The sequence below is a fragment of the Streptomyces diastatochromogenes genome, assembly GCF_002242805.1.
GTDB classification, from domain to species: Bacteria; Actinomycetota; Actinomycetes; order Streptomycetales; family Streptomycetaceae; genus Streptomyces; species Streptomyces diastatochromogenes.
In genome coordinates this window covers 1-25,956 of sequence record NZ_MCGQ01000048.1, presented here as the reverse complement: position 1 = coordinate 25,956, position 25,956 = coordinate 1, and the positions used below count along the sequence as shown (strand labels likewise).

General features: G+C 72.5%; 22 protein-coding genes. 9 read left to right on the top strand and 13 right to left on the bottom strand.

All coding sequences use genetic code 11. The features are described from left to right. The first annotated feature begins 35 nt into the window (after nt 1-35). Nucleotides 36-1,709 carry an FAD-binding dehydrogenase gene (locus BEK98_RS40015; protein WP_094221705.1) on the top strand — a complete coding sequence of 558 codons (1,674 nt, stop codon included), beginning with the start codon at nt 36-38 and terminating at the stop codon, nt 1,707-1,709. 105 nt (nt 1,710-1,814) lie between these two features. On the opposite strand, the gene BEK98_RS40010 is transcribed toward BEK98_RS40015, so the two are convergent. After that, nucleotides 1,815-2,165, bottom strand: coding sequence for a DUF488 domain-containing protein (locus BEK98_RS40010; RefSeq protein ID WP_094221704.1), 351 nt, complete (start codon nt 2,163-2,165; stop codon nt 1,815-1,817). A gap of 164 nt (nt 2,166-2,329) precedes the next feature. On the opposite strand from BEK98_RS40010, the gene BEK98_RS40005 reads away from it, so the two are divergent. Genes BEK98_RS40005 through BEK98_RS39990 form a run of 4 tightly spaced genes read left to right on the top strand, consistent with a single transcriptional unit; the run spans nt 2,330 to nt 7,126 of the window. Next, nucleotides 2,330-3,757: a M1 family metallopeptidase gene (locus BEK98_RS40005; protein WP_094221703.1), complete on the top strand. Its 1,428-nt coding sequence runs from the start codon at nt 2,330-2,332 to the stop codon at nt 3,755-3,757. A 56-nt stretch (nt 3,758-3,813) separates the two neighbouring features. After that, entirely contained in the window at nt 3,814-4,572 is a 759-nt protein-coding gene (locus tag BEK98_RS40000; RefSeq protein ID WP_094221702.1) for a L,D-transpeptidase family protein, read from the top strand. A 20-nt stretch (nt 4,573-4,592) separates the two neighbouring features. After that, entirely contained in the window at nt 4,593-5,297 is a 705-nt protein-coding gene (locus tag BEK98_RS39995; protein ID WP_094221701.1) for a response regulator transcription factor, read from the top strand. Next, nucleotides 5,294-7,126, top strand: a complete 1,833-nt coding sequence (locus tag BEK98_RS39990) for a sensor histidine kinase (protein ID WP_094221700.1) — start codon at nt 5,294-5,296, stop codon at nt 7,124-7,126. Before BEK98_RS39995 ends, BEK98_RS39990 begins: the two co-directional genes overlap by 4 nt. Nucleotides 7,127-7,250: 124 nt before the next feature. Here BEK98_RS39990 and BEK98_RS39985 read toward each other — a convergent pair whose 3' ends face one another. Together BEK98_RS39985 and BEK98_RS39980 are read right to left on the bottom strand one after the other, a co-directional pair. Then, nucleotides 7,251-7,499, bottom strand: a complete 249-nt coding sequence (locus BEK98_RS39985) for a WhiB family transcriptional regulator (protein WP_094221699.1) — start codon at nt 7,497-7,499, stop codon at nt 7,251-7,253. Nucleotides 7,500-7,600: 101 nt separating this feature from the next. Further along, entirely contained in the window at nt 7,601-8,821 is a 1,221-nt protein-coding gene (locus BEK98_RS39980; RefSeq protein ID WP_094221698.1) for a saccharopine dehydrogenase family protein, read from the bottom strand. A 138-nt stretch (nt 8,822-8,959) separates the two neighbouring features. Here BEK98_RS39980 and BEK98_RS39975 point away from each other — a divergent pair, with 138 nt between their 5' ends. After that, nucleotides 8,960-9,667 carry a TetR/AcrR family transcriptional regulator gene (locus tag BEK98_RS39975; RefSeq protein ID WP_094221697.1) on the top strand — a complete coding sequence of 236 codons (708 nt, stop codon included), beginning with the start codon at nt 8,960-8,962 and terminating at the stop codon, nt 9,665-9,667. Between the two features lie 3 nt (nt 9,668-9,670). Here the strand turns inward: BEK98_RS39975 and BEK98_RS39970 are convergent, their stop codons facing one another. Then, entirely contained in the window at nt 9,671-10,555 is an 885-nt protein-coding gene (locus BEK98_RS39970; protein ID WP_167444365.1) for a LysR family transcriptional regulator ArgP, read from the bottom strand. A gap of 66 nt (nt 10,556-10,621) precedes the next feature. On the opposite strand from BEK98_RS39970, the gene BEK98_RS39965 reads away from it, so the two are divergent. Together BEK98_RS39965 and BEK98_RS39960 are read left to right on the top strand one after the other, a co-directional pair. Further along, entirely contained in the window at nt 10,622-11,236 is a 615-nt protein-coding gene (locus tag BEK98_RS39965; RefSeq protein ID WP_094221695.1) for a LysE/ArgO family amino acid transporter, read from the top strand. Between the two features lie 83 nt (nt 11,237-11,319). Next, entirely contained in the window at nt 11,320-12,621 is a 1,302-nt protein-coding gene (locus BEK98_RS39960) for an MFS transporter (protein WP_094221694.1), read from the top strand. Between the two features lie 78 nt (nt 12,622-12,699). On the opposite strand, the gene BEK98_RS39955 is transcribed toward BEK98_RS39960, so the two are convergent. Beyond that, nucleotides 12,700-13,158, bottom strand: coding sequence for a cyclic nucleotide-binding domain-containing protein (locus BEK98_RS39955; RefSeq protein ID WP_094221693.1), 459 nt, complete (start codon nt 13,156-13,158; stop codon nt 12,700-12,702). Nucleotides 13,159-13,538: 380 nt separating this feature from the next. On the opposite strand from BEK98_RS39955, the gene BEK98_RS39950 reads away from it, so the two are divergent. Then, a complete protein-coding gene (locus BEK98_RS39950) occupies nt 13,539-14,387 on the top strand; it encodes a SigB/SigF/SigG family RNA polymerase sigma factor (RefSeq protein WP_094221692.1) in 849 nt (282 codons plus the stop codon). Nucleotides 14,388-14,396: 9 nt separating this feature from the next. Here the strand turns inward: BEK98_RS39950 and BEK98_RS39945 are convergent, their stop codons facing one another. The 8 genes from BEK98_RS39945 to BEK98_RS39910 form a co-directional block, all read right to left on the bottom strand. Continuing rightward, complete coding sequence (locus BEK98_RS39945; protein ID WP_094221691.1) at nt 14,397-16,613, bottom strand: FUSC family protein; 2,217 nt, start codon at nt 16,611-16,613, stop codon at nt 14,397-14,399. Nucleotides 16,614-16,731: 118 nt separating this feature from the next. Continuing rightward, nucleotides 16,732-18,093, bottom strand: coding sequence for an NAD(P)/FAD-dependent oxidoreductase (locus BEK98_RS39940; RefSeq protein WP_094221690.1), 1,362 nt, complete (start codon nt 18,091-18,093; stop codon nt 16,732-16,734). A gap of 200 nt (nt 18,094-18,293) precedes the next feature. After that, complete coding sequence (locus BEK98_RS39935; protein WP_094221689.1) at nt 18,294-18,728, bottom strand: ATP-binding protein; 435 nt, start codon at nt 18,726-18,728, stop codon at nt 18,294-18,296. Nucleotides 18,729-18,878: 150 nt separating this feature from the next. After that, entirely contained in the window at nt 18,879-20,783 is a 1,905-nt protein-coding gene (locus BEK98_RS39930; RefSeq protein ID WP_094221688.1) for an AMP-dependent synthetase/ligase, read from the bottom strand. A 190-nt stretch (nt 20,784-20,973) separates the two neighbouring features. Further along, a complete protein-coding gene (locus BEK98_RS39925; protein WP_094221687.1) occupies nt 20,974-22,062 on the bottom strand; it encodes a glutamate--cysteine ligase 2 in 1,089 nt (362 codons plus the stop codon). A 92-nt stretch (nt 22,063-22,154) separates the two neighbouring features. Continuing rightward, entirely contained in the window at nt 22,155-24,362 is a 2,208-nt protein-coding gene (gene glgB / locus BEK98_RS39920) for a 1,4-alpha-glucan branching enzyme (RefSeq protein ID WP_094221686.1), read from the bottom strand. Nucleotides 24,363-24,366: 4 nt separating this feature from the next. Continuing rightward, entirely contained in the window at nt 24,367-25,731 is a 1,365-nt protein-coding gene (locus tag BEK98_RS39915) for a maltokinase N-terminal cap-like domain-containing protein (RefSeq protein WP_094221685.1), read from the bottom strand. A 30-nt stretch (nt 25,732-25,761) separates the two neighbouring features. Further along, nucleotides 25,762-25,956 (bottom strand): alpha-glucosidase C-terminal domain-containing protein (locus BEK98_RS39910; protein ID WP_208643366.1); only part of this gene is annotated, 195 nt, incomplete at its 5' end.

Here is a 25,956-nt window from a genome sequence, read left to right as displayed (position 1 = left end):
GAAGCAGACGCAAGCGGAAGGAAGGAACGGACGCCATGGACGCGGACGTCATCGTCGTCGGAGCGGGCCTCGCCGGCCTGGTCGCGGCGCACGAACTCACCAGCCGGGGCCGGCGCGTCGCCCTGGTCGACCAGGAGAACGCCGCCAACCTCGGCGGCCAGGCGTTCTGGTCCTTCGGCGGGCTCTTCCTCGTCGACTCGCCCGAGCAGCGGCGCCTCGGCATCAAGGACTCCTTCGACCTCGCCTGGAACGACTGGCGGGGCAGCGCGCAGTTCGACCGCCTTGACGACGAGGACTCCTGGGCGGTGCGCTGGGCCCGCGCCTACGTCGAGTTCGCGGCCGGCGAGAAGCGGTCCTGGCTGGAGGGGCACGGCATCACGCTGCTGCCGACCGTCGGCTGGGCCGAGCGCGGCGACCTGCGCGCCGACGGGCACGGCAACTCCGTACCCCGCTTCCACATCTCCTGGGGCACCGGCACCGGCGTGGTCGAACCCTTCGTCCGGTATGCCCGGCAGGCCGCCCGCGACGGGCTGCTCACCTTCTACCACCGCCACCAGGTCGACGAACTCGTCCTCCAGGACGGCACGGCCCGCGGAGTGCGCGGCACGGTCCTGGCCGACGACGACTCGCCGCGCGGCGTGGCCTCCAACCGCGAGCGCGTCGGCGACTTCGAACTCACCGCCCAGGCCGTGATCGTCACCACCGGCGGCATCGGCGCCAACCACGACATCGTCCGCCGCTACTGGCCCGAACGGCTCGGCACGCCCCCCGCCGAGATGGTCACCGGCGTCCCCGCCTACGTCGACGGCCGCATGCTCGACATCAGCGCCGAGGCGGGCGTGCGCCTGGTCAACCGGGACCGCATGTGGCACTACACCGAGGGCCTGCAGAACTGGAACCCCATCTGGCCCGGCCACGGCATCCGCATCCTGCCCGGCCCGTCCTCCATCTGGCTCGACGCCCTGGGCCGCCGCCTGCCGGACCCCTGCCTGCCCGGCTACGACACCCTGGGCACCCTCAAGCACCTGCGCACCACCGAGGACATCGCCGGGTACGACCACTCCTGGTTCGTCCTCACCCGGAAGATCATCGAGAAGGAGTTCGCGCTCTCCGGCTCCGAGCAGAACCCCGACATCACCGCCAAGGACCGCAAGGCCGTGCTGCGGGACCGGCTGCTCGGCAAGGGTGCCCCGGCACCCGTCCAGGCCTTCCTCGACAAGGGCGCGGACTTCGTCACCGCGAACACCCTGGAGCAGCTGGTCGAGAAGATGAACGGCCTCACCGACAAGCCCCTGCTGGACGCGGCCGAGGTACGCCGCCAGATCGAGGCCCGCGACCTGCAGATCGCCAACCCCTACAGCAAGGACTCCCAGGTCCAGGGCATCCGCAACGCCCGCCGCTACATCGGCGACCGCCTCGGCCGGGTCGCCGGCCCGCACCGCATCCTCGACCCGGCCGCGGGCCCCCTCATCGGCGTCCGGCTGCACGTCCTCACCCGCAAGACCCTCGGCGGCATCCAGACCGACCTCGACTCCCGCGCCCTCGGTCCCGACGGCACGCCCATCGGTGGCCTGTACGCGGCCGGCGAGGTGGCCGGCTTCGGCGGCGGAGGCGTCCACGGCTACAACGCCCTGGAGGGCACCTTCCTCGGCGGCTGCCTGTTCTCGGGCCGCGCGGCGGGGCGGGCGGCGGCCAAGCAGACGGGGTGAACACGACGAGGATCAGCCACGACCTGAGTGTGGATCAGCCATCCCCGGGTGACGGTTCGGCGAGTCCGCACCGAGCGGCGGGCCCATGCAGCCGATGCCCGGAACTCACCCCGTCAGCAGCGCCGCCAGCACCGCGGCATGGCTCTGCTCCGGACTCCTGGACGCCGTGAGCAGGGTCACCGGCCCCTTGCGGGCCGACGTCCTGAGGCCGTCCAGGAGTTCGGCGGCCTCAGGATCGGCCAGTTCCGCCTCGTAGCGGTGGCGGAACTCCTCGTACGAGGCCTCGCCCGCGTGGTACCAGCGGCGCAGCTCCGTCGACGGTGTGAGCGCTTTGGGCCACTCGTCGATCTGCGCCGCCTCCTTGGCGAGGCCGCGCGGCCACAGCCGGTCCACCAGGACCCGCAGGCCGTCGCCGGGCTCCGGCGGCTCGTAGATCCGGCGCACGCGCACGCTCACGGTCGGGCTCCTCTCGGTCGCGGACGGTTCCGCGAGCGTACGTCGGCGGCCCCGCGACACCGGGCGGCAACGCGGCGTGACTTGACCTGAATGAGGGGGAAACGGGGACACCGGCGGCCCTAGTCTGTGGGCGAATGATCATCGCCACCCCCTAAGGAGCGCCCATGACGGCACCCCACAGACAGGCTTCACCACGACGCGGCGCAGGCCTCCGCCGCGAGGCGGTCCTCGCCACCGTCCCCGTCGCCGTGGCGGCACTGCTCGCAGCCGCCGGTCCCGCGTCGGCCGGCACCATCGGCGCGTCCGGCGCCGGCGACCCCTACTTCCCGCTCAGCGGCAACGGCGGTTACCACGTCAAGCACTACGACCTGACGCTCCGTTACGACACCACCTCCCGGCACCTGGACGGCAAGGCGGTCCTCACCGTCCGCGCCACCCAGAAGCTGACCCGCTTCGACCTGGACCTCAAGGGCCTGAAGGTCACCGGCGTCAAGGTCGACGGCACCGCCGCCGGCTTCCGCCGCGACGGCCAGGAACTCGTCGTCACCCCGCGCCACGCGCTGCGCAAGGACCAGGAGTTCCGCGTCACCGTCACCTACAACGGCACCCCCAAGGCGGTCACCGACCCTGACGGCTCCGCGGACGGCTGGATCCGCACCGACGACGGGGCGTTCGTCGCGGGCGAGCCGCAGGGCGCGATGACCTGGTTCCCGGGGAACAACCACCCCAAGGACAAGTCGTCGTACGACTTCACGATCACGGTCCCGAAGGGGCGCACCGCCGTCGCCAACGGCGTCCTGCGCGGGCAGCACACCGCGAACGGCCGCACCACGTTCCGCTGGCACCAGGCCGAGCCCATGGCCGCCTACCTGGCCACCGCCACCGTCGGGAAGTTCAAGGTCGAGCAGTACACCACTTCGGACGGCATCCAGGTCTACAACGCCGTGGACGCCCGGGAGGCGCGCGCGGCCGCGCCCGTGCTGAAGAAGCTGCCCTCCGTACTGAAGTGGGAGAGCAAGCTGTTCGGGCCGTACCCGTTCCGCGCGGCCGGCTCCATCGTCGACCACGCGCCGGACGTCGGCTACGCCCTGGAGACCCAGAGCCGGCCCTTGTACGACTCGGCGCCCGACGTGAGCACCCTCGTCCACGAGAGCGCCCACCAGTGGTTCGGCGACTCCGTCTCGCTCACGGCCTGGAAGGACATCTGGCTCAACGAGGGCTTCGCGACCTACGCCGAGTGGCTCTACAGCGAGCAGCACGGCGGCGACAGCGCCCAGAAGAGCTTCGACGCCCTCTACGCCCGCCCGGCGAGCGACCACCTGTGGGCCTTCCCGCCCGGCGACCCGGGCAGCGGCAAGAACATCTTCGACACGCCCGTCTACGCCCGTGGCGCCATGGCCCTGCACGAGCTGCGCCAGGCCGTCGGCGACCAGGACTTCTTCACGATCCTGCGCGCCTGGGCGACCGAGCACCGGGCCGGGCACGGTACGACGGCCCAGTTCGTGAAGCTCGCCGAGCGGGTGTCAGGGAAGGACCTGGACGGTCTCTTCCACACCTGGCTCTACCAGCAGGGCAAGCCGAACAAGGCCTGACGGGTCCCTTCTTGGCACCTGACGGGTTCCAAACATGTGTCGGCCATGGTCGGCACATGATCGATCGCAGAGCCGCCGTCGCTCTCCTCGCTTCCCCGCTGCTGCTCACCGGCTGCGGCGGCGGAGCCGAGGCGACCGAGCGCCGCACCCCCGCCACCCGCCCGGCGCCGACGGCACCCCCCACCCCCACCCCCACCCCCTCGTCCGAGCCCGTGGTGGAGTCGGCACCTGAGCGGATAGCCGGCCTCGGCCCCAAGACCCGGGCCGCGATACCGGACCGCTCCCGGCAGGCCGTCGTCGTCACCGGACGCGGCCAGAACTCCCCGCTCTCCACGGTCGTGCTGCACGAGCGCACCGCCACCGGCTGGCAGGCGGGCACCGAGTGGCCCGCCCACAACGCTTTGCGCGGCTGGAGCGCCCACCACAGCGCCGGAGACCTGCGCTCCCCGCTCGGCGTCTACACCCTCAGCGACGCGGGCGGCCTGCTGGCCGACCCGGGCAGCAGGCTTCCGTACCACCACTCCAGGGGATTCGTCTCGCCCGGCACCGGCTTCGAGGGCGAACCCCTCGCCGGGTCCTTCGACTACGTCGTCGCCATCGACTACAACCGCAGGCCCGGGACCTCGCCCCTGGACTGGACCCGCCCCCTTGGCCTGGGCCGGGGCGGCGGAGTCTGGTTCCACGTCGACCACGGCGGCCCCACCCACGGCTGCGTCAGCGTCGCCAAGGCCCATATGAAGGACCTCCTGCGCACCCTCGACCCGAAGCGGCATCCGGTGGTCGTCATGGGGTACGCCGACTGGCTCGCGCTCTGAGCCGCCTAGGATCCGAACTCGTGTGCGCACATGTGCTGGTCGCCGAGGACGACGAGAAGCAGGCCGAACTGATCCGCCGCTCCCTGCTGGCCGAGGGGCACACCGCCACGGTGGTGCACGACGGCGCCGCCGCGCTCGACGCGGCCCGCCGCCTGAGACCCGACCTCGTCGTGCTCGACCTGATGCTTCCGGTGATCGACGGCTTCGGCGTGTGCCGGGTACTGCGCGGCGGCGAGGACCCGGACATCCCCGTGGTGATGCTCACCGCCCGCGCCGCCGAGGACGACGTACTGCTCGGGCTGGAACTCGGTGCCGACGACTACATGACCAAGCCGTACAGTCCGCGCGAGCTGATGGCCCGGATCCGCACCGTCCTGCGGCGCAGCGGGCGCGGCGTGAGCGTGCGGGACGACGATCCGGTCGTACGGGCCGCGGGGATCGGCGTCGACCCCGTACGGCACGAGGTGCGCTGCGACGGGAAACCCGTGGAGTGCACACCGGCCGAGTTCCAGATCCTGCTGGCCATGGCGGGGGAGCCGAACCGGGTGTTCTCCCGGCGGCAGCTGCTGCAGTGCACGCGCGGCTTCGACCGGGCCTCCACCGAACGGGCCGTCGACGTGCACATCATGAACCTGCGCCGCAAGATCGAGGCCGACCCGCGGCGGCCGGTCCGCCTGGTGACCGTGTTCGGCGTCGGCTACAAGCTGACCGGTGGCCGGCCGTGAAGCGCCGGATACCGCTGCGCAAACGGCTGCTCGTCCGGCTGCTGTTCGTCTCGGCCCTCATCGCCGTCTGCTCGGTGGCCGCCACCGCCTGGCTCGCGGTGACGACCACCACCAGGGCGCTGAAGGAGGAGCAGGGCCAGGACCTCGCCGCCGACAACAGCATCCTCGCCCAGCTCAGCGGGTACGCCGCCGCCCACCCCGACTGGTCCGGCGTCCAGCGCACGGTCCGCGACCTGGCCCGCACGACCGGCCGGCGCATCGCCCTGACGAACGCCGACCGCACCCTGGTCGCCGACTCCGCGCCGCGCGGCACCCCGCTGCCGCCCCGGCCCGCCGCCACCGTCGACCCCCTGCGCACCGACACCTACACCGACACCGGGACCCAGCTCAGCGGCATCGACCCCCGGGTGGTGGGGCCGTACCGGGTCACGGCCAAGGAGCGGGTGCGGCTGGACGCGCTGGCCGCCAAGCGCAGGCAGTGCTACGGGCGTTTCGGCATCGAGACCACGGTCGTCCGGATCCCGAGCGGCCGCCCCGTGCTCAGCAGCCCGGACGGCACCGACACCTCCTACGCCGCCGAGCAGTGCGCGGACGGCCAGCTGAACACCCCCACGCCGACGGAGGAGAAGGCCCTGGCCGACCTCACGGACCTGGCCCGCCCCTGTCTGAAGCAGGCGGGCCTGGACTTCGGCGGACCGCTGTTCCTCACCTTCGACCCCAGCGCGAAGGATCCCCAGGGCGGCCGCTACCTGGTGGCCAAGTTCCCCAAGGTGAGCGACAGCAAGGCAGCGGGACAGGCCGCGCAGAGCTGCGTGCTGAGTGCCCGTCGCATCCAGCTGGAGCCCTATGTCGCCCCGGTCGCCGAGCTGTTCCTCGGCATCGGGGACCAGACCCCCTCCCGCTTCGACATGTCCACGGGCAACAAGGCCAAGGTGGTCGGCGCGGCCGGGCTGGTCCTCGCCGTCACCGTCGCCGTGACCGCGGTCGTCGCCGTACGGCTCGTACGACCCCTGCGCGCGCTCACCGAGGCCGCGCAGCAGCCGCCCGAACTGCATGTGCGGGTGCCGGTGACCACCCGGGACGAAACCGGCATCCTTGCTGAGGCGTTCAACGACCTGACCGAGCGCCGTGAGCGCCTGGAGGCCCAGCGCAAGGCGATGGTCAGCGACATCGCCCACGAACTGCGCAGCCCGCTCACCAACATCCGCGGCTGGCTGGAGGTCGTCCGCGACGGTGTCGTCGACCCCGACCCGGCCCTGCTGGCCTCCCTGCACGAGGAGTCACTGGTCCTCCAGCGGATCATCGACGACCTGCAGGACCTCGCGGCCGCCGACGCCGGCACCCTGCGCCTGCACCGCGAGCCGCTGCACGCCGGCGACCTGCTCGACCAGGTCGCCGCCGCCCACCGGGTGGCCGCCGACGCCGCCGGGGTCGCCCTGCGCACCGAGGCCGACGACACCGCCTGGCTGGACGCGGATCCCGTGCGCATGCGGCAGGCGCTCGGGAACCTGGTCTCCAACGCGCTGCGGCACACCCCCGCCGACGGCACGGTCACCCTGGCCGCCCGCCGGGACGGCGAGGAGATCGTCCTCACCGTCACCGACACCGGCACGGGCATCGCCCCCGAGGACCTGCCGCATGTCTTCGACCGGTTCTGGCGCGCCGAGAAGTCCCGCAGCCGCCGCACCGGCGGCAGCGGCCTCGGTCTGCCGATCGTCCGCCACCTGGTCGCCGCCCACGGCGGCACGGCGGAGGCGGCGAGTGAGCCCGGCGCAGGCGCCGCCTTCACTCTTCGCCTCCCGGCCGCACCGGACCCGATGGACGCCTAGGGCCTGTCCGACGATTCCCGCCCGCCTCGCGACGCCTGGCACGCATGCTCGAACACGCCCGCGCGGGGGACCCTCATCGCCGCCGCGAGGCCCCTCCGGGCGGACGACGGGAATCAGACATGCCCTAGCGCGGGCGCCGTGCCCCCATGCGCCGGGCCCGGGCGCGGCGTTCCGTCTCCGTCGTGCCGCCCCAGACACCCGCGTCCTGTCCGGTGTCCAGGGCCCACCGCAGACACTCCTCCCGGACACCGCAGCGTCCGCACACCGCCTTCGCCCGCTGCGTCTGTACCAGCGCCGGTCCCGTGGTGCCGATCGGGAAGAAGAGGTCGGGTTCCTCGCGGCGGCATGCGGCGCGGTCTCGCCAGTCGTCCATCAACGTCACCTGCGATCGAGGTCGTACCTGCCCCTGGAAGATGAGTACTCGCCTTCGGGTCACCTGTCGATGCGCGGTGAAACGGCGGAGACCGGCCAGTGTCACTGTTCCCGGACGCCCCAGGGGGAGCCGTACGCGGTCAGCAGGTCGAGGAACGGACGCGCGGGGAAGGCCTCCGGGCCGAGGACGCCCGTGCCCGACCAGGCACCGGTGGCGAGGAGTTCGAGGGCGACGACCGGATTGACCGCCGTCTGCCACACCACGGCCTGACAGCCGTACTCCGCCATCGACCACTGGTTGTCGACCACGTGGTACAGGTACACCTCGCGCGGCGCCCCGTCCTTCGTGCCGCGCACCCAGGTGCCCGCGCACGTCTTGCCGTGCATCCGCTCGCCCAGCGTCGCCGGGTCGGGCAGGCACGCGGCGACCACGTCCCGCGGCGAGACGGCGACCGGTCCGTCCGGGCCGGAGACGGTCACCGGCTCGGTGCGGTCGAGTCCCAGCCGGTGCAGGGTCTTCAGCGTCTCGATGAACTCCCCGCCCAGGCCGTACTTGAAGGTGACCCGCTCGGCACCGACCCAGCGCGGCACCAGCAGCACCTCCTCGTGCTCGACGTTCACGCACTCCACGGGCCCGATGCCCTCGGGGAAGTCGAACACCTCCGGCTCGCTGAACGGGGGCGTGGTGAACCAGCCGCGCCCGGCCTCGTACACGACCGGCGGGTTCAGACACTCCTCGATGGTGGTCCAGATGCTGAAGGAGGGCGCGAAGTCGTAGCCGTCGACGGTGAGGTTGGCACCGTCGCGGATGCCGATCTCCTCGATGGTGTCGAAGAGTTCGTCGGCCGCGTACCGGGCGAACACGTCCGAGAGACCGGGCTCCACGCCCATGCCGACGAGAGCGAGCGCGCCCGCCTTCTCCCACTCCTCGGCCAGCGCGAACTGCTCGTCGCCCAGCTTGACCCCGCACTCCTCGTACGGCCGCTCGGGGTGAGGCCGGGACAGGGACATCGCCATGTCGAGGTAACCGGCGCCGGCCGCGCGCGCCGCGCGGAACAGGGGCATCACGAAGCGCGGGTCGGTCGCGTTGAGCAGGACGTCGCAGCCGTGGCGGGCGAGCAGCCGGGCCACCGCGGCCTCGTCGCCGGCGTCCACGCGCTCGGCGCGGAACCGGCTCCCGGCGTCGCCGAGGGCCGCGACCGCAGCCTCGGCCCGGGCCGGGTCGTAGTCGGCGACCACCATCAGGTCGAGGAACGGGCGGCGGGCCGCGATCCGGGTGATGGCGGTGCCCACACCGCCGGCTCCCACGAGCAGTACACGCATGACGAAACTCCCTGCCTGACATGGACGGTAAGAGGAACGGGGCAGGCGCGCCTTGGCCGGAATACAACGCCGGGGCATGGCGTAAGGTCAATGGCGTTGGCATAAGGACGCCGACGGAGGAGACCGGGAGGATCCGCCGTGCCCAAGCCCGTGGTGCCCGAGGAGAAGCGCCGCCGGCGCCGTCCGACCCGCAGCGGCACCGTGCTGTCCGAGCCGCTGATCGTCGAGACCGCGCTGCGGCTGCTGCGCGAGCACGGCAGCACCGGACTCACCGCGCGCCGCCTGGGCCTCGCCCTGGACTGCGATCCCAGCACGCTGTACCGGTACTTCCGCGGCATGGACGACCTGACCCTGGCCATCGGGGACGCGCTCATCGGCCAGGCCCTGGCGGGCTGGCGGCCGGAGGGGGAGTGGCGGGCGGACCTGCGGACGATCGGGCTGCGCATCCACGCCGCGTACGTCGCGCACCCGCAGGCGGCGCTGCTGACGGCGAACCGGGTCACCGGGCGGGCCCAGGAGCTGGCCGCCGACGAGGCGGTCCTGGACGTCCTGCGCAGAGCCGGGTTCTCCCTGCCGGAGACGGTCCGCGTCTACCACGCCTTCATCGACCAGACACTGGCCTTCGCCGCCCTCGACGCCGCGTCCCTGGCCCTGCCGAGCGCCTCCCAGCGGGCCGACGAGGACAAGTGGCACTCGACCTACGCCCGGCTGCCCCGCGCCACCCATCCCCGCATCGCCGAGGCGGCCCCGCTGCTGGCCCGGCGCATGGTCACCAGCGCCTACCCGACCGCCCTGGAGATGCTGCTGGACAGCGCGGCCGGGCGGCTCGGCACGCAGGTGCCCTGACTGTCACCGGCGCAGTGCCCGGGCCGCCGTCGCCGTCACCGCCTCGGACAGCGCCGCCAGCGCGGGGGAGTCGAGTTTCCACCGCTGCCAGTAGAGCGTGACCTCCATCCACTCCCGCGGCGCGAGGGGGACGAGGCACCCCGCGTCCAGCAGCGGCCGGGCCTCGGGCTCCGGGATCATGCCCCAGCCGAGCCCCGCGACGACGGCGTCGACGAAGCCCGCCGAGGACGGCACGTAGTGCCGCAGCGGACTGGCGGCCGTGCCGCCCAGCCGTCGTACGAAGCCGTCCTGGAAGTCGTCCTTGCGGTCGAAGACCACGACGGGGGCCTCGGGCAGGAGATCCCGCACGGGCCCGTCCAGGTACCGCTCCGCGAACTCCGGTGCGGCCGCGGCCAGATAGCGCATCCGGCCGAGCGTGCGGACCGAGCAGCCCGGCACCGGGTCGGGCGAGGAGGTCACGGCCGCCATCACCAGGCCCTCCCGCAGCAGCGCCGCCGTGTGGGCCTCGTCCTCCCGGTGCAGCTCGAAGCAGAGCCCCTCCACCCGGGTGAGCGCCCCCAGGAACCAGGTCGCCAGCGAGTCCGCGTTCACCGCGACCGACACCCGCGTCGGCTCGCCGGCACCGCTCAGGCCCAGCTCGCCGCGGGCGTCCCGCTCCAGCCGGGCCAGCTGCCGGGCGAACCTGACCAGCACCGCGCCGGACTCCGTCGGGCGCACCGGCTTGGTGCGCCGGAGCAGCACCCGGCCGGTGCGCTGTTCCAGCGCCTTGACCCGCTGGCTGACCGCCGACGGTGTCACATGCAGGGCCGCGGCCGCCGCGTCGAACGTGCCCTCGTCCACCACGGCGAGCAGCGTCCGCACGTGCTCCAGGGGAAGCTCCTCCATCACAATCGCTAAGGATACGTAAGAATCTGTAGCTGTACCTGCTGTGATCGTTTGCTTAACGTCGACGGTATGAACCACGCACTGACCGCCGCGGCCGCCGGATTCGGCACCGGCCTCTCCCTGATCGTCGCCATCGGCGCCCAGAACGCCTTCGTCCTGCGCCAGGGGGTGCGCCGCGACGCCGTCCTCGCCGTGGTCGGCATCTGCGCCTTGTCCGACGCGCTGCTGATAGCCCTCGGCGTCGGCGGGGTCGGGGCGGTCGTGGTGGCCTGGCCGGGTGCGGTACGGGCCGTCGGGCTCGTGGGCGGCGCGTTCCTGCTCTGCTACGGCGCCCTCGCCGCCCGCCGGGTCCTCAGGCCCGGTACCGGCCTGCACGCGGACGGTGAGGCGGCGGGCTCGCGGCGGCGGGCGATCCTGACCTGTCTGGCCATGACCTGGCTCAACCCGCATGTCTACCTGGACACCGTGTTCCTGCTCGGCTCCCTCGCCGCCGACCGCGGCCCGATGCGCTGGACCTTCGGGCTCGGCGCCGCTTTCGCGAGCCTGTGCTGGTTCGCCGCGCTGGGCTTCGGCGCCCGGCTGCTAGGCCGCTTCCTCGCCCGGCCCACCGCCTGGCGGGTCCTGGACGGACTGGTCGCGGTGACCATGCTGGCGCTGGGGGCCACGCTCCTGGCCGGATCCTGAGCAAATCCGTTCGGCATGTACATGTGTTACTGAGATGGTTAGGCTCGCGAACCGAAAAGATGTACCGAGCAACCAGGACACCCGTGGACACGAGCGAGAGCAGCACCACCGAGCCCGACACTGCCTCCCAGGCCGCGCCCGCCCCGCCCCGGCGCGGCTGGCGGCGCTGGGCGATGGACACCCGGCCGCTGCGCATCCCGGCCTACCGGCGGCTGTGGTCGTCGACCATCGTCACCGCCGTCGGCAGCCAGCTGACCGCCGTCGCCGTACCCAAGCAGATCTACGACATCACCCACTCCTCGGCCTGGGTCGGCTACGCCAGCCTCGCCGGTCTGGTGCCCATGGTGGTGTTCGCGCTGTGGGGCGGGGCGGTCGCCGACACGGTGGACCGGCGCAAGCTGCTGCTGGTCACCAACAGCGGGATCGCCGTGACCTCGGTGCTGTTCTGGACGCAGGCCGTCACCGGGCTGAACTCCGTGGTCGTGCTGATGGTGCTGCTCGCCGTGCAGCAGGCGTTCTTCGGGCTCAACTCCCCGGCTCGCAGCGCCTCCGTCGCCCGTCTGGTCCCGGCCGAGGAGCTGCCCGCGGCCAATGCGCTCGGCTCGACCGTGATGCAGACCGGCCTCGTCGCGGGTCCGCTGCTGGCCGGTGTGCTGATCCCGGTCATCGGGCTGCCGGAGCTGTACCTGATCGACGCGCTGGCCCTGTGCGTCACCGTGTGGGCGGTGTTCCGGCTGCCCGCGCTGTCGCCGCTGGGCGAGGGGCCGGCCCGCCGGGCCGGGGTGCGCGAGATAGCGGCCGGGTTCCGCTACATCGCCGGGCACAAGGTGCTGCTGCTGTCGTTCCTGGCCGACATCGTGGCCATGGTCTTCGGCATGCCCCGCGCCCTGTTCCCGCAGCTGGCCGCGCAGACGTACGCCTCCTACGGCGAAGGCCTGGCGCTCGGTGTGCTGTTCGCCGGGATCCCGGTCGGCGCGGTGCTCGGCGGCCTGTTCTCCGGCGCCTTCTCGCGGGCGCGGCGGCACGGCTGGATGGTCATCGGCGCGGTCGTCGGCTGGGGCGTGGCCATCGCCGGGTTCGGGCTGAGCGGCAACCTCTGGCTGGCCGTGGCCTTCCTCGCCGCGGCCGGGGTCGCCGACATGGTCTCCATGGTGTTCCGCGGGGCCATCCTGCTCTCCGCCGCGACCGACGAGATGCGCGGCCGGATGCAGGGGGTGTTCACCGTGGTCGTCGCGGGCGGTCCACGCCTGGCCGACGTCCTGCACGGCACCGCCGGCTCGGCCTTCGGCCCCCGGGCGGCCGTGGCGGGCGGGGGCGCGCTGGTGGTGGCGGTCATGCTGGGGCTGGCCGCAGCGGTCCCGGCGCTGCGCCGCTACCGGATCTGAGACGCCCGCAAGCGGCGCGGGACTGTGCGCCGACAGGCGACTCCGCGGCTGCGGCGCATGATCCGCCGGACAGCAGACCTACAGCGGGCCGCTGCGGCGCCGCATCGTGTACTGCTCCATCAGCTTGCCGCGGGTCGTCTCCAGGCGGTGGGCGAGGACCTCGGCGACCGTGCGCACCAGTGACAGCCCGAGCAGCGGGTCCTCCACGCACAGCGCGAGCACCGACGGCCCGTCGAACTCATAGGCCCGTACGTTGCTGAAGGCCACCGCGCCGAAGTCCCACTCGTACGGCGGGAACAGCCAGGACCAGCCGAGCATGTCGCCCGCGCCGAGCATGGCCACGGTGACCCGCTGCCGGGAGGTGACCTGCTGGTCCAGATGGACCGCGCCGGAGCGGATCACCCAGAAGCGGTCGGCGGTGCCGCCCGCCTCGAAGATGCGGGTGTCCTCCGGGAAGGAGACCTCCTTGGCCAGCTCCATCAGCGTCTCGCGCTGGGCCTGCGGCAGGGCGGTCAGCAGTTTTATCGCTTTGGTCATGGCGCGGCACTCCTCGCCGGCAGCGGTTCGGGTGGTTTCCCCAAGCCCATTTCAGCCGCTGCCGCCGTCCGGGGCACCTCGAAGGAAGCGGGTTTCTGCCGGCGCCGTGCCGTGGAGGCATGAAAAAGCCCTGGCTGGACGGGGGAAGCCAGCCAGGGCCGTATGCGGTGGTAAGGGAGGACGGTTCCGGTCGACTCCGTCACCACTTATGGATGAACGGTAAACCATCTCCCGGGAATTCACCCAATCGGGAGCGGGTCAGGTGACCTGTTTCACTCCGCCCACAACAACTCGTCCGCGGCGTTTCCCGCCCGGGCGGTCGGGCAGGCGCACTTCGTCTTCTGTCCGCGCCCTGACACCACCGCTCAGGAGCGATACGCATGCTGACCGACATGTCGACAAGCCGTCCTGGTACGACCGACACCGCCTCCGTCGCGTCCGTGCGGCGGACCCATGACGACGCCCCCGACACCACGGCCCTCTTCGCCCGGCTCGCGGAACTGGACGACGGCCCCGAGCGGGACGCCGTACGCGACGAACTGGCGGCCGCCTGGCTGCCCATGGCCCATCGGATCGCCGGCCGGTTCCGCGACCGCGGGGAGTCCGCCGAGGATCTGCGCCAGGTGGCCGCGCTCGGGCTGGTCAAGGCCATCGACCGGTTCGACCCCTCCCGGGGAGCCTTCGAGAGCTACGCCGTGCCGACCATCACCGGCGAGGTCAAACGGCACTTCCGGGACCGGATGTGGGCCGTGCGGGTGCCCCGCCGGGTGCAGGAGGCGCGCAACCGGGTGCGCGTGGCCCGCCGCGAACTCACCCAGCACCCCGGCACCCCCGAACCCACCACCGCCGACCTCGCCGCACACACCGGCCTGACCGAGGAGGAGGTCGCCGAGGGCCTGGAGGCACTGGAGAGCTTCAGCACCCTCTCGCTGGACGCCGAACTGTCCACCGATGACGCCGGTTACAGCCTGGCCGACACGCTGGGTGCGACGGACTCCTCGTACGACGTCGTCGTGGACCGCGAGGCCGCCAAGGAGGGGCTGCGCCGCCTGCCCGAGCGGGAGCGGGCCATCCTCTACATGCGGTTCTTCGAGGACATGACGCAGAGCCGCATCGCCGACCGGCTCGGCATCTCCCAGATGCACGTCTCCCGGCTCATCAGCCGCAGCTGCGCCCGGGTACGCGCCGTGGCGCTGGGGCAGCGCCAGGGCGGCCGGACCGCCGGGTGACACCGGCCGTCACCTCCTCGACCGCTCCCGCGTGATGCCCAGCGGCCGGGCCAGACCCGACACCGCCTCGTCCAGACGCTGCAGATGCCGGAGCACCCGGTCGGTGACGCGGCCGTAGCGCGGGGTGCGCAGGGTGCCCGGTTCCAGCATCGACGCGATGCTGGGGCCGGTCTCGATCGCGGCCGTCGAGCGGGGGTCGGCGACGTGTGCGGCGATCGCCTCGATGTTGTGCACGATCCGCCGGCCGGCCCCGCGCAGCCGCGGATCCGCCGCGATCGACGGATGCGTCGGCAACAGCTCGGCCGTGGCGGCGAGCGACCGCGCGTGGTAGGCGCAGGTCTCCAGCAGGGCCACCACGTACCGGGCGGTGTCCCGGCGGGAGCGCTGCGGGGCGATCGGGTGGGTGAGCGGCTGGGTGGCGGCGCGCAGGTCGGCCAGCCCCTGGTCCAGGTCGCGGGCCCGGTCCACCAGGTCGGCCGGCGGCGCGCCGCTCAGCTGGTCCATGGCGGCCCGGGTGACGTCCGCCAGCTTGTCGAGGGTGTCGACGAGCAGCTCGTTGGTGCGCCGGTCGGTGTGGATCGGCAGCACCACCGCCGCCGCGATCACCCCGCAGGCCGCGCCCAGCGCCGTCTCCTCCACGCGCAGCACCAGCACCGACACGCTGTAGGTGCTCAGCAGCGTGTACAGCAGCCCGAGCATCGCCGTCACGAAGAACGACATCAGCGTGTAGGACAGCGGCGCGGTGTAGAACGCCGCGAAGACGCACAGCAGCACGAGCGTGAACGCCGTCCAGGTGTGGTGTCCCACCAGTCCCGCGAGCCCGATGCCGGCCACCACACCCAGCACCGTGCCGATCAGCCGCCGGTAGCCCTTCACCAGGATCTCGCCGGTGGACGCGGTGTTCAGGAAAACGATCCAGCAGGTCAGCACCGCCCAGTACCAGCGCTGGCTGGACAGCAGCTCACCGCCCGCGATGGCGAGCGCCGAACCGACCGCCACCTGCACGGCGGCCCGGGTGGTGGGCCGCCCGAGCCCGGTCGGCTCCGGCTCCTCGGGCTCGTCCTCCTCGCCGCTCTCGATCGCGGCGTCCTCGGCGTCCAGCTCCTCGCGGGAGCGGGCCGTCGCCGGGGTGTCGTCGGACTCGTCCTGCGGCCCGTCCAGGGCGATCCGCAGCCCGAGCACGGCCCGCGCGGCCTCGCCGAGACCCCGGAAGACGTCCTGCACGGCCGGCGACGCCTTGGGCAGGTTCTCCTCCTCGCGGTAGCCGAGCAGCCGGTTGCGGACCTGCGCCAGCGCCGTCCCCGAGGCCTCGCCGACCGGTCGCAGCACCAGTAGGCGCAACGCCTCCAGGTCCCGGCGCAGCGCCGCCGTCGCCTCGTCCCGCACCGGCAGCTCGCCACCGGTCGGGAGGGGCGCGCCGGGCAGATGCAGCGTGAGGGTGTCCGTCCGCTCGGCGCTGCGCGCGGTGAGCAGCAGCAGACCGAGCCGTTCGGCGGCGATCTCGGCGTCGGCGATGCGGCGTTGCAGCAGCCGTGCCGTCGCCTCGTCGGCGGTGCCGTCCGCCAGCCGGCCCTGGATCATCAGCGCCGTCTCGTGGAGCCGGGCGGTGCCGGTGCGCAGGTGCTCCAGGACCTTCTCGACGTCTTCGGGACCGGCGTCCAGCAGCTCGATCTGGGCGGCGATCAGCTGCCCGAGCCGGGCCCGGAACGCCCGGCGCAGCCGGTCGAGGGTGCCCGCCGGGGTCTGCGGCAGCAGCACGAAGCGGGCGACGGCACTGCACACGAACGCCACGGCGATCACGCCGTACAGGCCGGGCAGTGCGGACGTGGTGGCGTGCACGAACAGCGAGAGGAAGTAGATCTGGAAGCCGATGAGGCCCAGCGCCGTGCCACGGTCGCCGAACCGGCGGCCGTAGACGGCACAGAAGATGAGGACGACGAAGAACACGTCGCCCACGACGACCCACTGGTTCAGCAGCGCGCTCAGCGACACCGAGGCGAGCGCCACCGGCAGGCCCAGCGCGAGGGTGACGGCCTGCTGGGAGCGCTGCTTCTCCCGGATGGCGAAGGTCGCGGCCATCGCCGCGATGGCGCCCGCGACGAGGTGCGGGACCGGGACCCGCACCACGGTCAGCACGGCGAGGGTGAGCGCGATGGCGGCCACCGTGCGCAGGCCCGCGGTGAGCCGCAGCAGCCCGGGATCGGACGCCGCGAGCCGGTCCCACATCCGTGCCCACCCCGACCGAACCGCTGCCCTCACGCCGCCGCGCTCTCTCCCGTGCCAGAACTTGATCTCCGACCCAGCATGGCACGGCGGCCCGGCCCACCTTCCCCGGGGCGACCTGCTACTTGCCCTCCACCTGGGCGCGGACCTGTTCCGGTGTCAGGTACTCGTTCGTGAACTCGAAGTCCTTCAGCCGGGCGGCCTTGCGGGACTGGAAGCCGGTGCGGACGAAATCGTCGCCGGCGACCGCGTTCAGCAGCCAGTTGGTCATGACGCGGGTCTTGGCGACGTTGGTGCGCAGCGCCGACCAGTGGTAGCCGCGGGCCACCGCCTGCGCGAGCACGCCCCGCAGCTCGATACCGAGCGGCTTGGACACGGCGTCCTTGCCGCCGAGGTCGACGACGAGACCCAGGTCCTTGTGCACGTACGGCAGCAGCGGCTCGTTGCGCAGGGCCGCGATGACGTTGTCGGCGACCACCGTGCCCTGGCGCATGGCGTGCTGGGCGGTGGGCGGGCAGATCGCGTTCTCCTCGCTCTTGGCCTTGTCGGGCACGGCGGCCGCGTCGCCGAGCGCGAACACCCCGTCGTGCCCGGGCAGGGCCATCTCGGCGGTGACCGCGAGCCGGCCGCGGACCGTCTCCGCGCCGAGCGTGGCGATCAGCGGGCTCGCGACCACACCGGCCGTCCAGATCAGGGTGTGGGTCGGCACCACCCGGCCGTCGGTGAAGGTGACCTCCTCGGCCCCCGCCTTGTCGATCGACACGCCCAGCGAGACGTCGATGCCGCGCCGCCGCAGGATCTCCTGCGCGCTGCGGCCCAGCTTGTCGCCCAGCTCCGGCATGAGCTTGGGCGCGATGTCGATGAGGTGCCACTTGATCAGGTTCGGGTCCAGGCGCGGATAGCGCTGCACGGCCGCGTGCGTGAGCCGTTGCAGACAGGCCGCGGTCTCGGTGCCCGCGTATCCGCCGCCGACCACCACGAACTGCAGCCGGGCGGCCCGCTCGGCCGGATCGTCGCTGGCGTCCGCGAGGTCCAGCTGCGCGATGACGTGGTCGCGGATGTAGGCGGCCTCGGCGAGGGTCTTCATCCCGAAGGCGTGCTCGGTGAGCCCCGGGATGTCGAAGGTGCGGGTCACGCTGCCCGGTGCCAGCACGATGTAGTCGTACCGCTCGTCGACGACGTCGTCGGTGATGGTGCGGATGACGCAGACCTTGGACTTCAGGTCCACGCCGATCGCGCCGCCCGGAATGATCCGGGTGCGGTACTTCTTGCTGCGGCGCAGCGAGACGGCGATCGACTGCGGAGTCAGCACTCCGGAGGCGACCTGGGGCAGCAGGGGGAGGTAGAGCTGGTAGGCGTACGGCGTCACCAGCGTGACGTCGGCCTCGTCGGGGGTGAGTTTCCGCTCCAGGCGGCGGACGCACCCGACTCCGGCGAAGCCTGCGCCAACCACCAGGATCCTGGGTCGTGTCACGGTGTTCATCCCTTCCTGCGGCTCCAGGCACTCGACGCCGTTCGCATGCCCTGGATCGCTGCGGCCACGTCGATCCCACCGTGCCCCGAGCCGTTCCGCCAGCTGGGTGCGGCAGGCAGACGAACGCGTGGGCACCAGCATGCCCCTGCTGAGGCCGGAGTAACCCGATCTCGCACAGATACACGTCGTACTCCTGAACACCACCTGTCTCACCAGGGCAGGAACACGTGGATGTCCTTGCCGTGGTCCTCGACGACGACGCTCACCTGGCTGGACAGCGTGTGCACCAGGTGCCAGCCGATCCCGCCGCCACCCGCACTCGGCTGGAAGGGCCGCGGCTCCGGCCGGGTGGTGCTGGTGTCGTGCATCGTCACGTGCACCCCGTCGAAGGTGCGGCGCATCCGCAGACCGAAGGGCCCGGGGGCGTACTGGACGGCGTTGGCGGCCAGTTCCGTGACGACCAGCAGGATGTCGTCCCAGCACTCGGGCGTGCCGGGCGGCGCGTCCCGGGCGAGGGCGCACAGGAACTCCTCCGCCGCGAGCCGTGCCCCCGTCACGTTCCGCAGCTCACCCGGGAAGGAGAACGCCCGCTCGTCCCAGTCCTCCGAGGGCGGTGTGTCGTCCCCACGCGGCTCCGTCGTCATCTCGCATTCTCCGGCCCCGTCCGGTCCGGGGCCGGTGGCCCCTTGCGACCAGGGCGGTCGTCGTTGCCGATCACTCCACTGCTGCGGGTTCCCCGAGCCGGGCCGGGTTACCCGTCCGCCCGGCCACCGGGCTCCGTACGGGCACCACTCCTAGCGGAAGACGTTGTCCGACTCGTCCCAGTCGGCCGTCTCCTCGGTACCCGGCCGCCGCACCGCGCGGGACCGGGCCTCGTACATCGCGTCGATCTCGGCGGCGTAGTGCCGCGCTATGGCGTCCCGGCGCAGCTTCATGGACGGCGTCAGCAGCCCGTTGTCCGGGGCGAACGGCTCGGGCAGGATCCGGTAGACCCTGATGGACTCCGCTCGGGACACCGCGCTGTTGGCCGACGCGACGGCCCGCGCGATCTCCTCCCTGAGCGCGTTCTCCTCCCGGGCCTCCCGGCCCGGTGACTCGCCCTGCAGGGCCAGTCCGGCCCGCCAGTGCGCGAGGAACTCCGGGTCCAGCGTGATCAGGGCCCCCACGCAGGGCCGGTCGTCGCCGACGACCACCGCCTGGTGCACCAGCGGATGCATGCGCAGCCGCTGCTCCAGCGGGGCCGGCGCCACGCTCTTGCCGCTGCTCGTGATGATCACGTCCTTCTTGCGGCCGGTGATCGTCAGATAGCCCTCGGAGTCCAGCTGTCCGATGTCCCCGGTGGCCAGCCAGCCGCCGTACAGCGCGGCACGGGTCCGCGCCTCGTCGGCGACGTAGCCCTGGAACACCGACGGGCCGCGCACCAGGATCTCCCCGTCGTCGGCCACCTGGACCTCGGTGCCCGGCAGCGCCCGGCCCACGGTCCCGGACTTCTCCCTGCCCAGCGGTTGCATGGTGATCCCGCCGCAGGTCTCCGTCAGCCCGTAACCGTCGTGGATGTACAGCCCGATGCCCTCGTAGAACAGGGACAGTTCGCGGCTGAGCGACGAGCCGCCCGAGGTGCCCCGTACCGCGCGCCCGCCGAGCGCACCCCGCAGCCTGCGGTACACCGTCCGTTCGTACAGGGCGTGTTGCAGCCGCAGATCGAACCCGGGACCCGGCCCGGTGCCCAGCCGCCGGCGTTCCTCCGCCTCGGCGAAGTCCCGCGCGGTCTGCGCCGCCCGCTCGAACAGCGCACCCCGGCCCGCCTGCTGAGCGGTCCTCAGGAACGTCTTGTACAGCTTCTCGAACACCGACGGCACGCCGTACAGGTACGTCGGCCGGAACGTGCGCAGCGCCGAGGCGAGGGCCTCCGCCGTCATCTCCGGCTCGTGCGCCATCAGGACCCCGCCGCGCAGGCACAGCACCTGGATCATGAGCCCGTACACATGGGAGAAGGGCAGGAAGGCGAGCACGGACGGCTGTTCACCCGGGGGCGCCGCTGTGTGCCCCCACCCGGCGAGCAGGACGTCGCACGGGTAGGCCAGGCCGCGGTGGCTCAGGGCGCAGCCCAGCGGACGGCCGGAGGTGCCCGAGGTGTAGGCGATGGCCGCCGTCGAATCCGGCAGCACGATCCGGCGCAGCGACTCCACCGTGGTCAGCGGGATCACCGCACCCTGCTCGGCCAGCCGCGCCGACGCGTCCGCGTCCAGCTGCCAGACGTGCTTCAGCCGCGGCAGCCCCGCGCACACGGTGCCGACCGTCATGATGCCCTGCTCGTCGTCCACCACGACGGCCACGCAGCCGGCGTCCCGCAGGATCCACTCCACCTGGTCCCGCGAGGACGCCGGGTGGATCGGGACGACCTCCGCGCCGACGGTCCACAGCGCGTGGGCGAACACCGTCCACTCGTAACGGGTCCTCGCCATCAGGGCCACCCGGTGGCCCGGGGAGATCCCCGACGCGATCAGGCCCTTGGCCAGGTCGACCACGTCGTCCCGCAGTTCGACCGCCGTCACCTCCTCCCACACCCCGGGCGCCGCATCCGTACGGCGCGCCAGGACGGGCAGGGTCGGACTGCGGTCCGCGGTCTCGAAGACGCTGTCGGCGAGCCCGCCGGTCAGCGGCGGTACGGCTGCTGGAGCGAGGGCGTCGTCGCGCATGCGCTGCTCCCGAGGTGTACGGAGGGTGACTCCGCCGGTCGGCTCTGTTGCCGGCGGTGCTCGAATGTAGCCCAGGCAAGCGGTTTCGGGGCCGGGAACAGGTAAGTCGTGATCGGCTGATGATCTGGGTGTGTCCGGGGGGACGTTGCGCACACGAGTCACCCGAACCCGGATCCCGAGCGACCGCCCCTCAGTCCTGGGTGTGCCGCACACATGCGGTGACGACGTCCCGCAGACTGCCCGTCCGCTCCATGAGCAGCCGCTGCTCGTGGGCGCCGTTGCCCCGGCGCAGCAGCGTGGCGACGCCCTCCTCGACGCCGGCCGCGTCACCGCTGTCGGTGAGCGCCTCCCCGGTGTGCTCCAGCAGCGCGTACAGCACCTCCGCCGCGGGCCGGGGCCGTAACGACACGGGGTCGAGCAGGTCCTCGTCCAGGCCGGAACGGGCGGCCTGCCAGGCGGCCAGCCGGAGCAGGCTCACACTGTGGTCGAGCGGCGGCCGGCCGGACCGCCACTCGCGTGCCGCCGTCTCCACCAGGGCACGGGCCAGCGTGGCGATGAGGACGGTGGTGTCCGCGCGCAGGCACACGTCCGCCACCCGGATCTCCACCGTCGGGTAGCTCGCGGACAGACGCGCGTCGAAGTACAGCATCCCCCGGTCGAGGACGACCCCGCTGGCCACCATGTCCCGCACCAGCCGGTGGTACCGCTCGGCCGAGCCGAACAGCTCGTTCGGCCCCGCCTGCGGCCAGCGCCGCACCACCCGGCCGCGATAGCTGACGTAGTCGGTGTCCCGGCCCTGCCAGAACGGCGAGTTGGCGCTCAGCGCCAGGAGCACCGGAAGCCACGGCCGGATCCGGTCGAGGACGGCGACGCCCTCCTCGTCGGACTCCACCGAAACATGCGCATGACAGCCGCACACGAGCTGGTCCTGGGTGGTCATCCCGTATTGCCCGGCCATCCACTGGTAGCGCTCGTGCACGGTGAGCGAGGGGGTGACGGGCATCGGGTGCGTGGCGAGCGCGGCGACCGCGCAGCCGATCTCGCCGGCCAGCCGGGACGCCTCCTTTCGGCAGCGCACGATCTCGGCGCCGAGGTCCGCCATGTCCGCCTGCGGATGCGTGGCGAACTCCAGCATCTGCCCGAACAGCTCCTTCTGGAACACGTCCTGTCCGGGATCGTCCTGGGTGGCACGGGCGAGGACGGCGGCCGACAGCGACTTCGGCTCCCCGCTGTCCGGGTCGACCAGAAGGAGTTCCTCCTCCACTCCGACAGTGCGCACGTGGGCCGCCCTTCTGTTCGTATGACGAGGAGCAGTCGTAGGTCTGTACGACCCTGACTGCCCCTCTCGGCGGGCAGCCGACACCTGCGGGTTCAGCGCACGGGCGTCAACCAGACAGTGGCGAGCGGCGGCAGCGTGAGCCGGAGGAGCCCGTCCTCGGGCTTGAGCGCTCCCGCAGCCCCGACGCCCACACCGCTGCCGCCGTAGCGCGCATCGTCCGTGTTCAGAGCCTCCTGCCAGGCGGTGACCTCGTCGGGAACCCAGAGACGGTAGTCGCCACGGACCACGGGGGAGAGGTTCGACACCGCCAGCAGAGGCGATCCCTCGGTGTCGAATCGCAGGAACGCGAAGACATTGTCGTCCGCCGCGTCACACAGCACCCACCGGAAACCGCCCGGATCCGTGTCCCGCTGCCACAGCGCCGGGGTGGCCCGGTACAGCGTGTTCAGGTCCCGGACGAGATCCTGTACGCCCCGGTGGTCGCCCGCGGAGTGGTAGTCGGCGTCCAGCAGCCACCACTCGGGACCGTGCGCCTCGGACCACTCGGCGCCCTGCGCGAACTCCTGCCCCATGAACAGCAGTTGCTTGCCGGGGTGGGCCCACATGAAGCCGAGATAGGCACGATGGTCGGCCCGCCGCTGCCACCAGTCGCCCGGCATCTTCGACACCAGGGCCTGCTTGCCGTGCACGACCTCGTCGTGGGAGATCGGCAGCACATAGTTCTCGGTGTAGGCGTACACCATCGAGAAGGTCATCTCGTTGTGGTGGTACTTCCGGTGCACCGGCTCGTGCTGGATGTACTGGAGCGAGTCGTGCATCCAGCCCATGTTCCACTTCAGCCCGAAGCCCAGCCCGCCGCTGTCCGTCGGCCGGGTCACCCCGTCCCAGGCGGTGGACTCCTCGGCGATGGTCACCACGCCCGGGCAGCGCCGGTAGACGGTGGCGTTCATCTCCTGCAGGAAGGCCACCGCGTCCAGGTCCTCCCGGCCGCCGAAGACGTTCGGCGTCCACTGCCCGGAGTCCCGCGAGTAGTCGAGGTAGAGCATGGAGGCCACGGCGTCCACCCGCAGCCCGTCGATGTGGAACTCCTCGCACCAGTAGACGGCGTTCGCGACGAGGAAGTTGCGCACCTCGGTGCGCCCGAAGTCGAACTCGTACGTCCCCCAGTCCGGATGCTCGGCCCGCCGGGAGTCCCCGGGTTCGTACAGCGGGTCACCGTCGAACCGGGCCAGCGCCCAGTCGTCCTTCGGGAAGTGGGCCGGCACCCAGTCCATGATCACGCCGAGGCCGGCCCGGTGCAGCGCGTCGACCAGGTACTTGAAGTCGTCCGGGGAGCCGAGACGGGGCGTGGGCGCGTAGTAGGAGGTGACCTGGTAGCCCCAGGAGCCACTGAAGGGATGCCCGGCGACCGGCATCAGCTCGACATGGGTGAAGCCCATCTCCTTGACGTACGCGGGCAGTTCGTCCGCCAGTTGGCGGTACGTCAGACCCGGGCGCCAGGAGGGCAGATGAACCTCGTACACGGAGAACGGAGCCTCGTGCACGGGGGTGTCGCCCCGGTGGGCCATCCACTCCGCGTCGCCCCACTCGTACCGCGAGACCGCCACGACGGAGGCCGTCGCGGGCGGTACCTCCGTACGGCGGGCCAACGGGTCCGCCTTCAGGAACCGGCCGCCGTGGCGGGAGGTGATCTCGAACTTGTACCGGGCGCCCTCGCCGATGCCCGGCAGGAACAGCTCCCACACGCCCGACGCGCCGAGCGACCGCATCGGGTACTGCGTGCCGTCCCAGTACGTGAAGTCGCCCGCGACCCGCACCCCTTGGGCGTTCGGCGCCCACACGGTGAACCGGGTGCCCGCCACTCCCTGATGGGTCATGGGCTCGGCGCCCAGCGCCCGCCACAGCTCCTCGTGCCGGCCCTCGCGGATCAGATGCAGGTCCAGCTCGCCGAGGGAGGGCAGGAAGCGGTAGGGATCCGCCACCTCCTGCTCGCCGTCGTCGTACGCGACATGCAGCGTGTACGACGGGATCTCGTCGCAGGGCAGCACGGCGGCGAACAGACCGCCGCCCTCTGACACCAGCCCGTGGTGCGTCCCGTCGACGACGACGCTGACCGCGTGGGCGTTCGGGCGCAGCGCGCGGAACAGTGTGCCGCCCGGGACCGGGTGGGCGCCCAGCAGGGCGTGCGGGTCGTGGTGCGCGCCGCCGAGCAGGCGGTCGCGGTCGCCCTGGTCGAGCGGGGCGACCGAGGTCGCGGTGGGTCCCGCGGACTCGGGCGGTGAAGTGTCTCGCAGTGCCATGATCTCAGCCTCCCCACACGGCGAGCCGCTGGATCGCGGCCATCGGAACCGGAAGCCAGTCCGGACGGTGTCTCGCCTCGTACAGCACCTCGTACACCGCCCTGTCCGTCTCGTGCGCGCGCAGCAGCGCGTGCTTCTTGCGTGGATCCCACCCGGCGCGGGCCGCGTAGCCCGCACAGAAGGCCTCCCGGCAGCGGCGCGCCCACTCGGGCCGCCAGGGGCGGCGCTGCCGGGCCGCGTAGTCGAAGGAGCGCAGCATCCCGGCCACGTCCCGCACCGGGGACTGCGCGGCCCGCCGCTCGGCCAGCGGCCGGGACGGCTCGCCCTCGAAGTCGATGACGAACCAGTCGCGCCCGGCCCGCAGCACCTGCCCGAGGTGCAGATCACCGTGGATGCGCTGGGCGGGCGGCCCGGTGTCGCACGTGGCCAGCGCACCGAACGCGGCCCGCAGACCGGGGACGAAGGGCCGCAGCGCGGGCACCGCGTGCGTGGCCGCGTCCAGCCGTGCGCACATCGCCTCCGCCGTACGGCCGTTCTCGCCCGGTCCGGCCGGCGGGAACGCCTCGGCCAGCGAGAGGTGCACCTCGGCCATGGCCCGGCCCAGCTCCCCGGCCTCGGCGGTGAAGTCGTCGCCCGTGCCGAGCGCGCGCAGCGCCAGCGTCCACCCGTCGGTGGCATCCGGCAGGAACGGCTGCAGGACGCCCAGCGTGGCCGGGCGCGGAGCGGTCGTGCTGAACCAGGCGACCGGCGCCGGCACCCGTGCGCAGCCCTGCGCGGCCAGCGCGCCCGGCACCTCGAGGTCGGGGTTGACGCCCGGCTGGATGCGGCGGAACAGCTTCAGGATGTACGCGTCGCCGTAGACGATCGACGAGTTGGACTGCTCGGCGTCCAGCAGCCGCGGCGGCAGCCCGCCGGGCAACCGGACACCCGGAGTCGTCTCGAAGTGCAGCGGGCCCGTCGTGCCGGGCTGCCGCAGCCGCTCCAGCAGCAGATGGGCCGAGCGCGGGTCCTGCAGGGCGTCGTACACGGCGAGGCCGGCGAACGCACCCTCCTCGACCCGGCCGACGTACGCCCGCTCCAGCCGCGGTGCGAGGTGCTCGCGCACGCCCAGGAGCAGCTGGTAGCAGTCCCCGGGCGGGGGCGTGCCGCCGGGGGTGGGCACCGGCGCGTGCGAGGCGTGCACCAGCAGGTGCAGACATCCCGGGAACAGCTCGCTCATGGACAGCAGCGACAGATCGGTGACGGGCCGGTCCTTGCCCGCGAACCAGCGCTGCAGGGGCAGCCATTCGCGCAGCAGCCCGCTCAGCGAGGCCAGGGGCCGGTCGGTGCCGGCCGCGGCTCTCGGCCGGGGGGTGATGGTCTTCGGCATGGTGACGCGTCCTTTCCTCGGCGCCGGGCCTCAGCGGCGGCGGCCGATGCGGGATGCGACTCGGGTGAGCCGGAACCAGTAGAAACCGTGGCCCGCGAGGGTCAGCAGGTAGGGCAGTTCACCGATGGCGGGGAAGCGCACGCCGCCGATCAGCTCGACCGGGTGCCGTCCGTCGTAGACCCGTAGATCGAGTTCGGTGGGCTGTGCGAACCGGGAGAAGTTGTG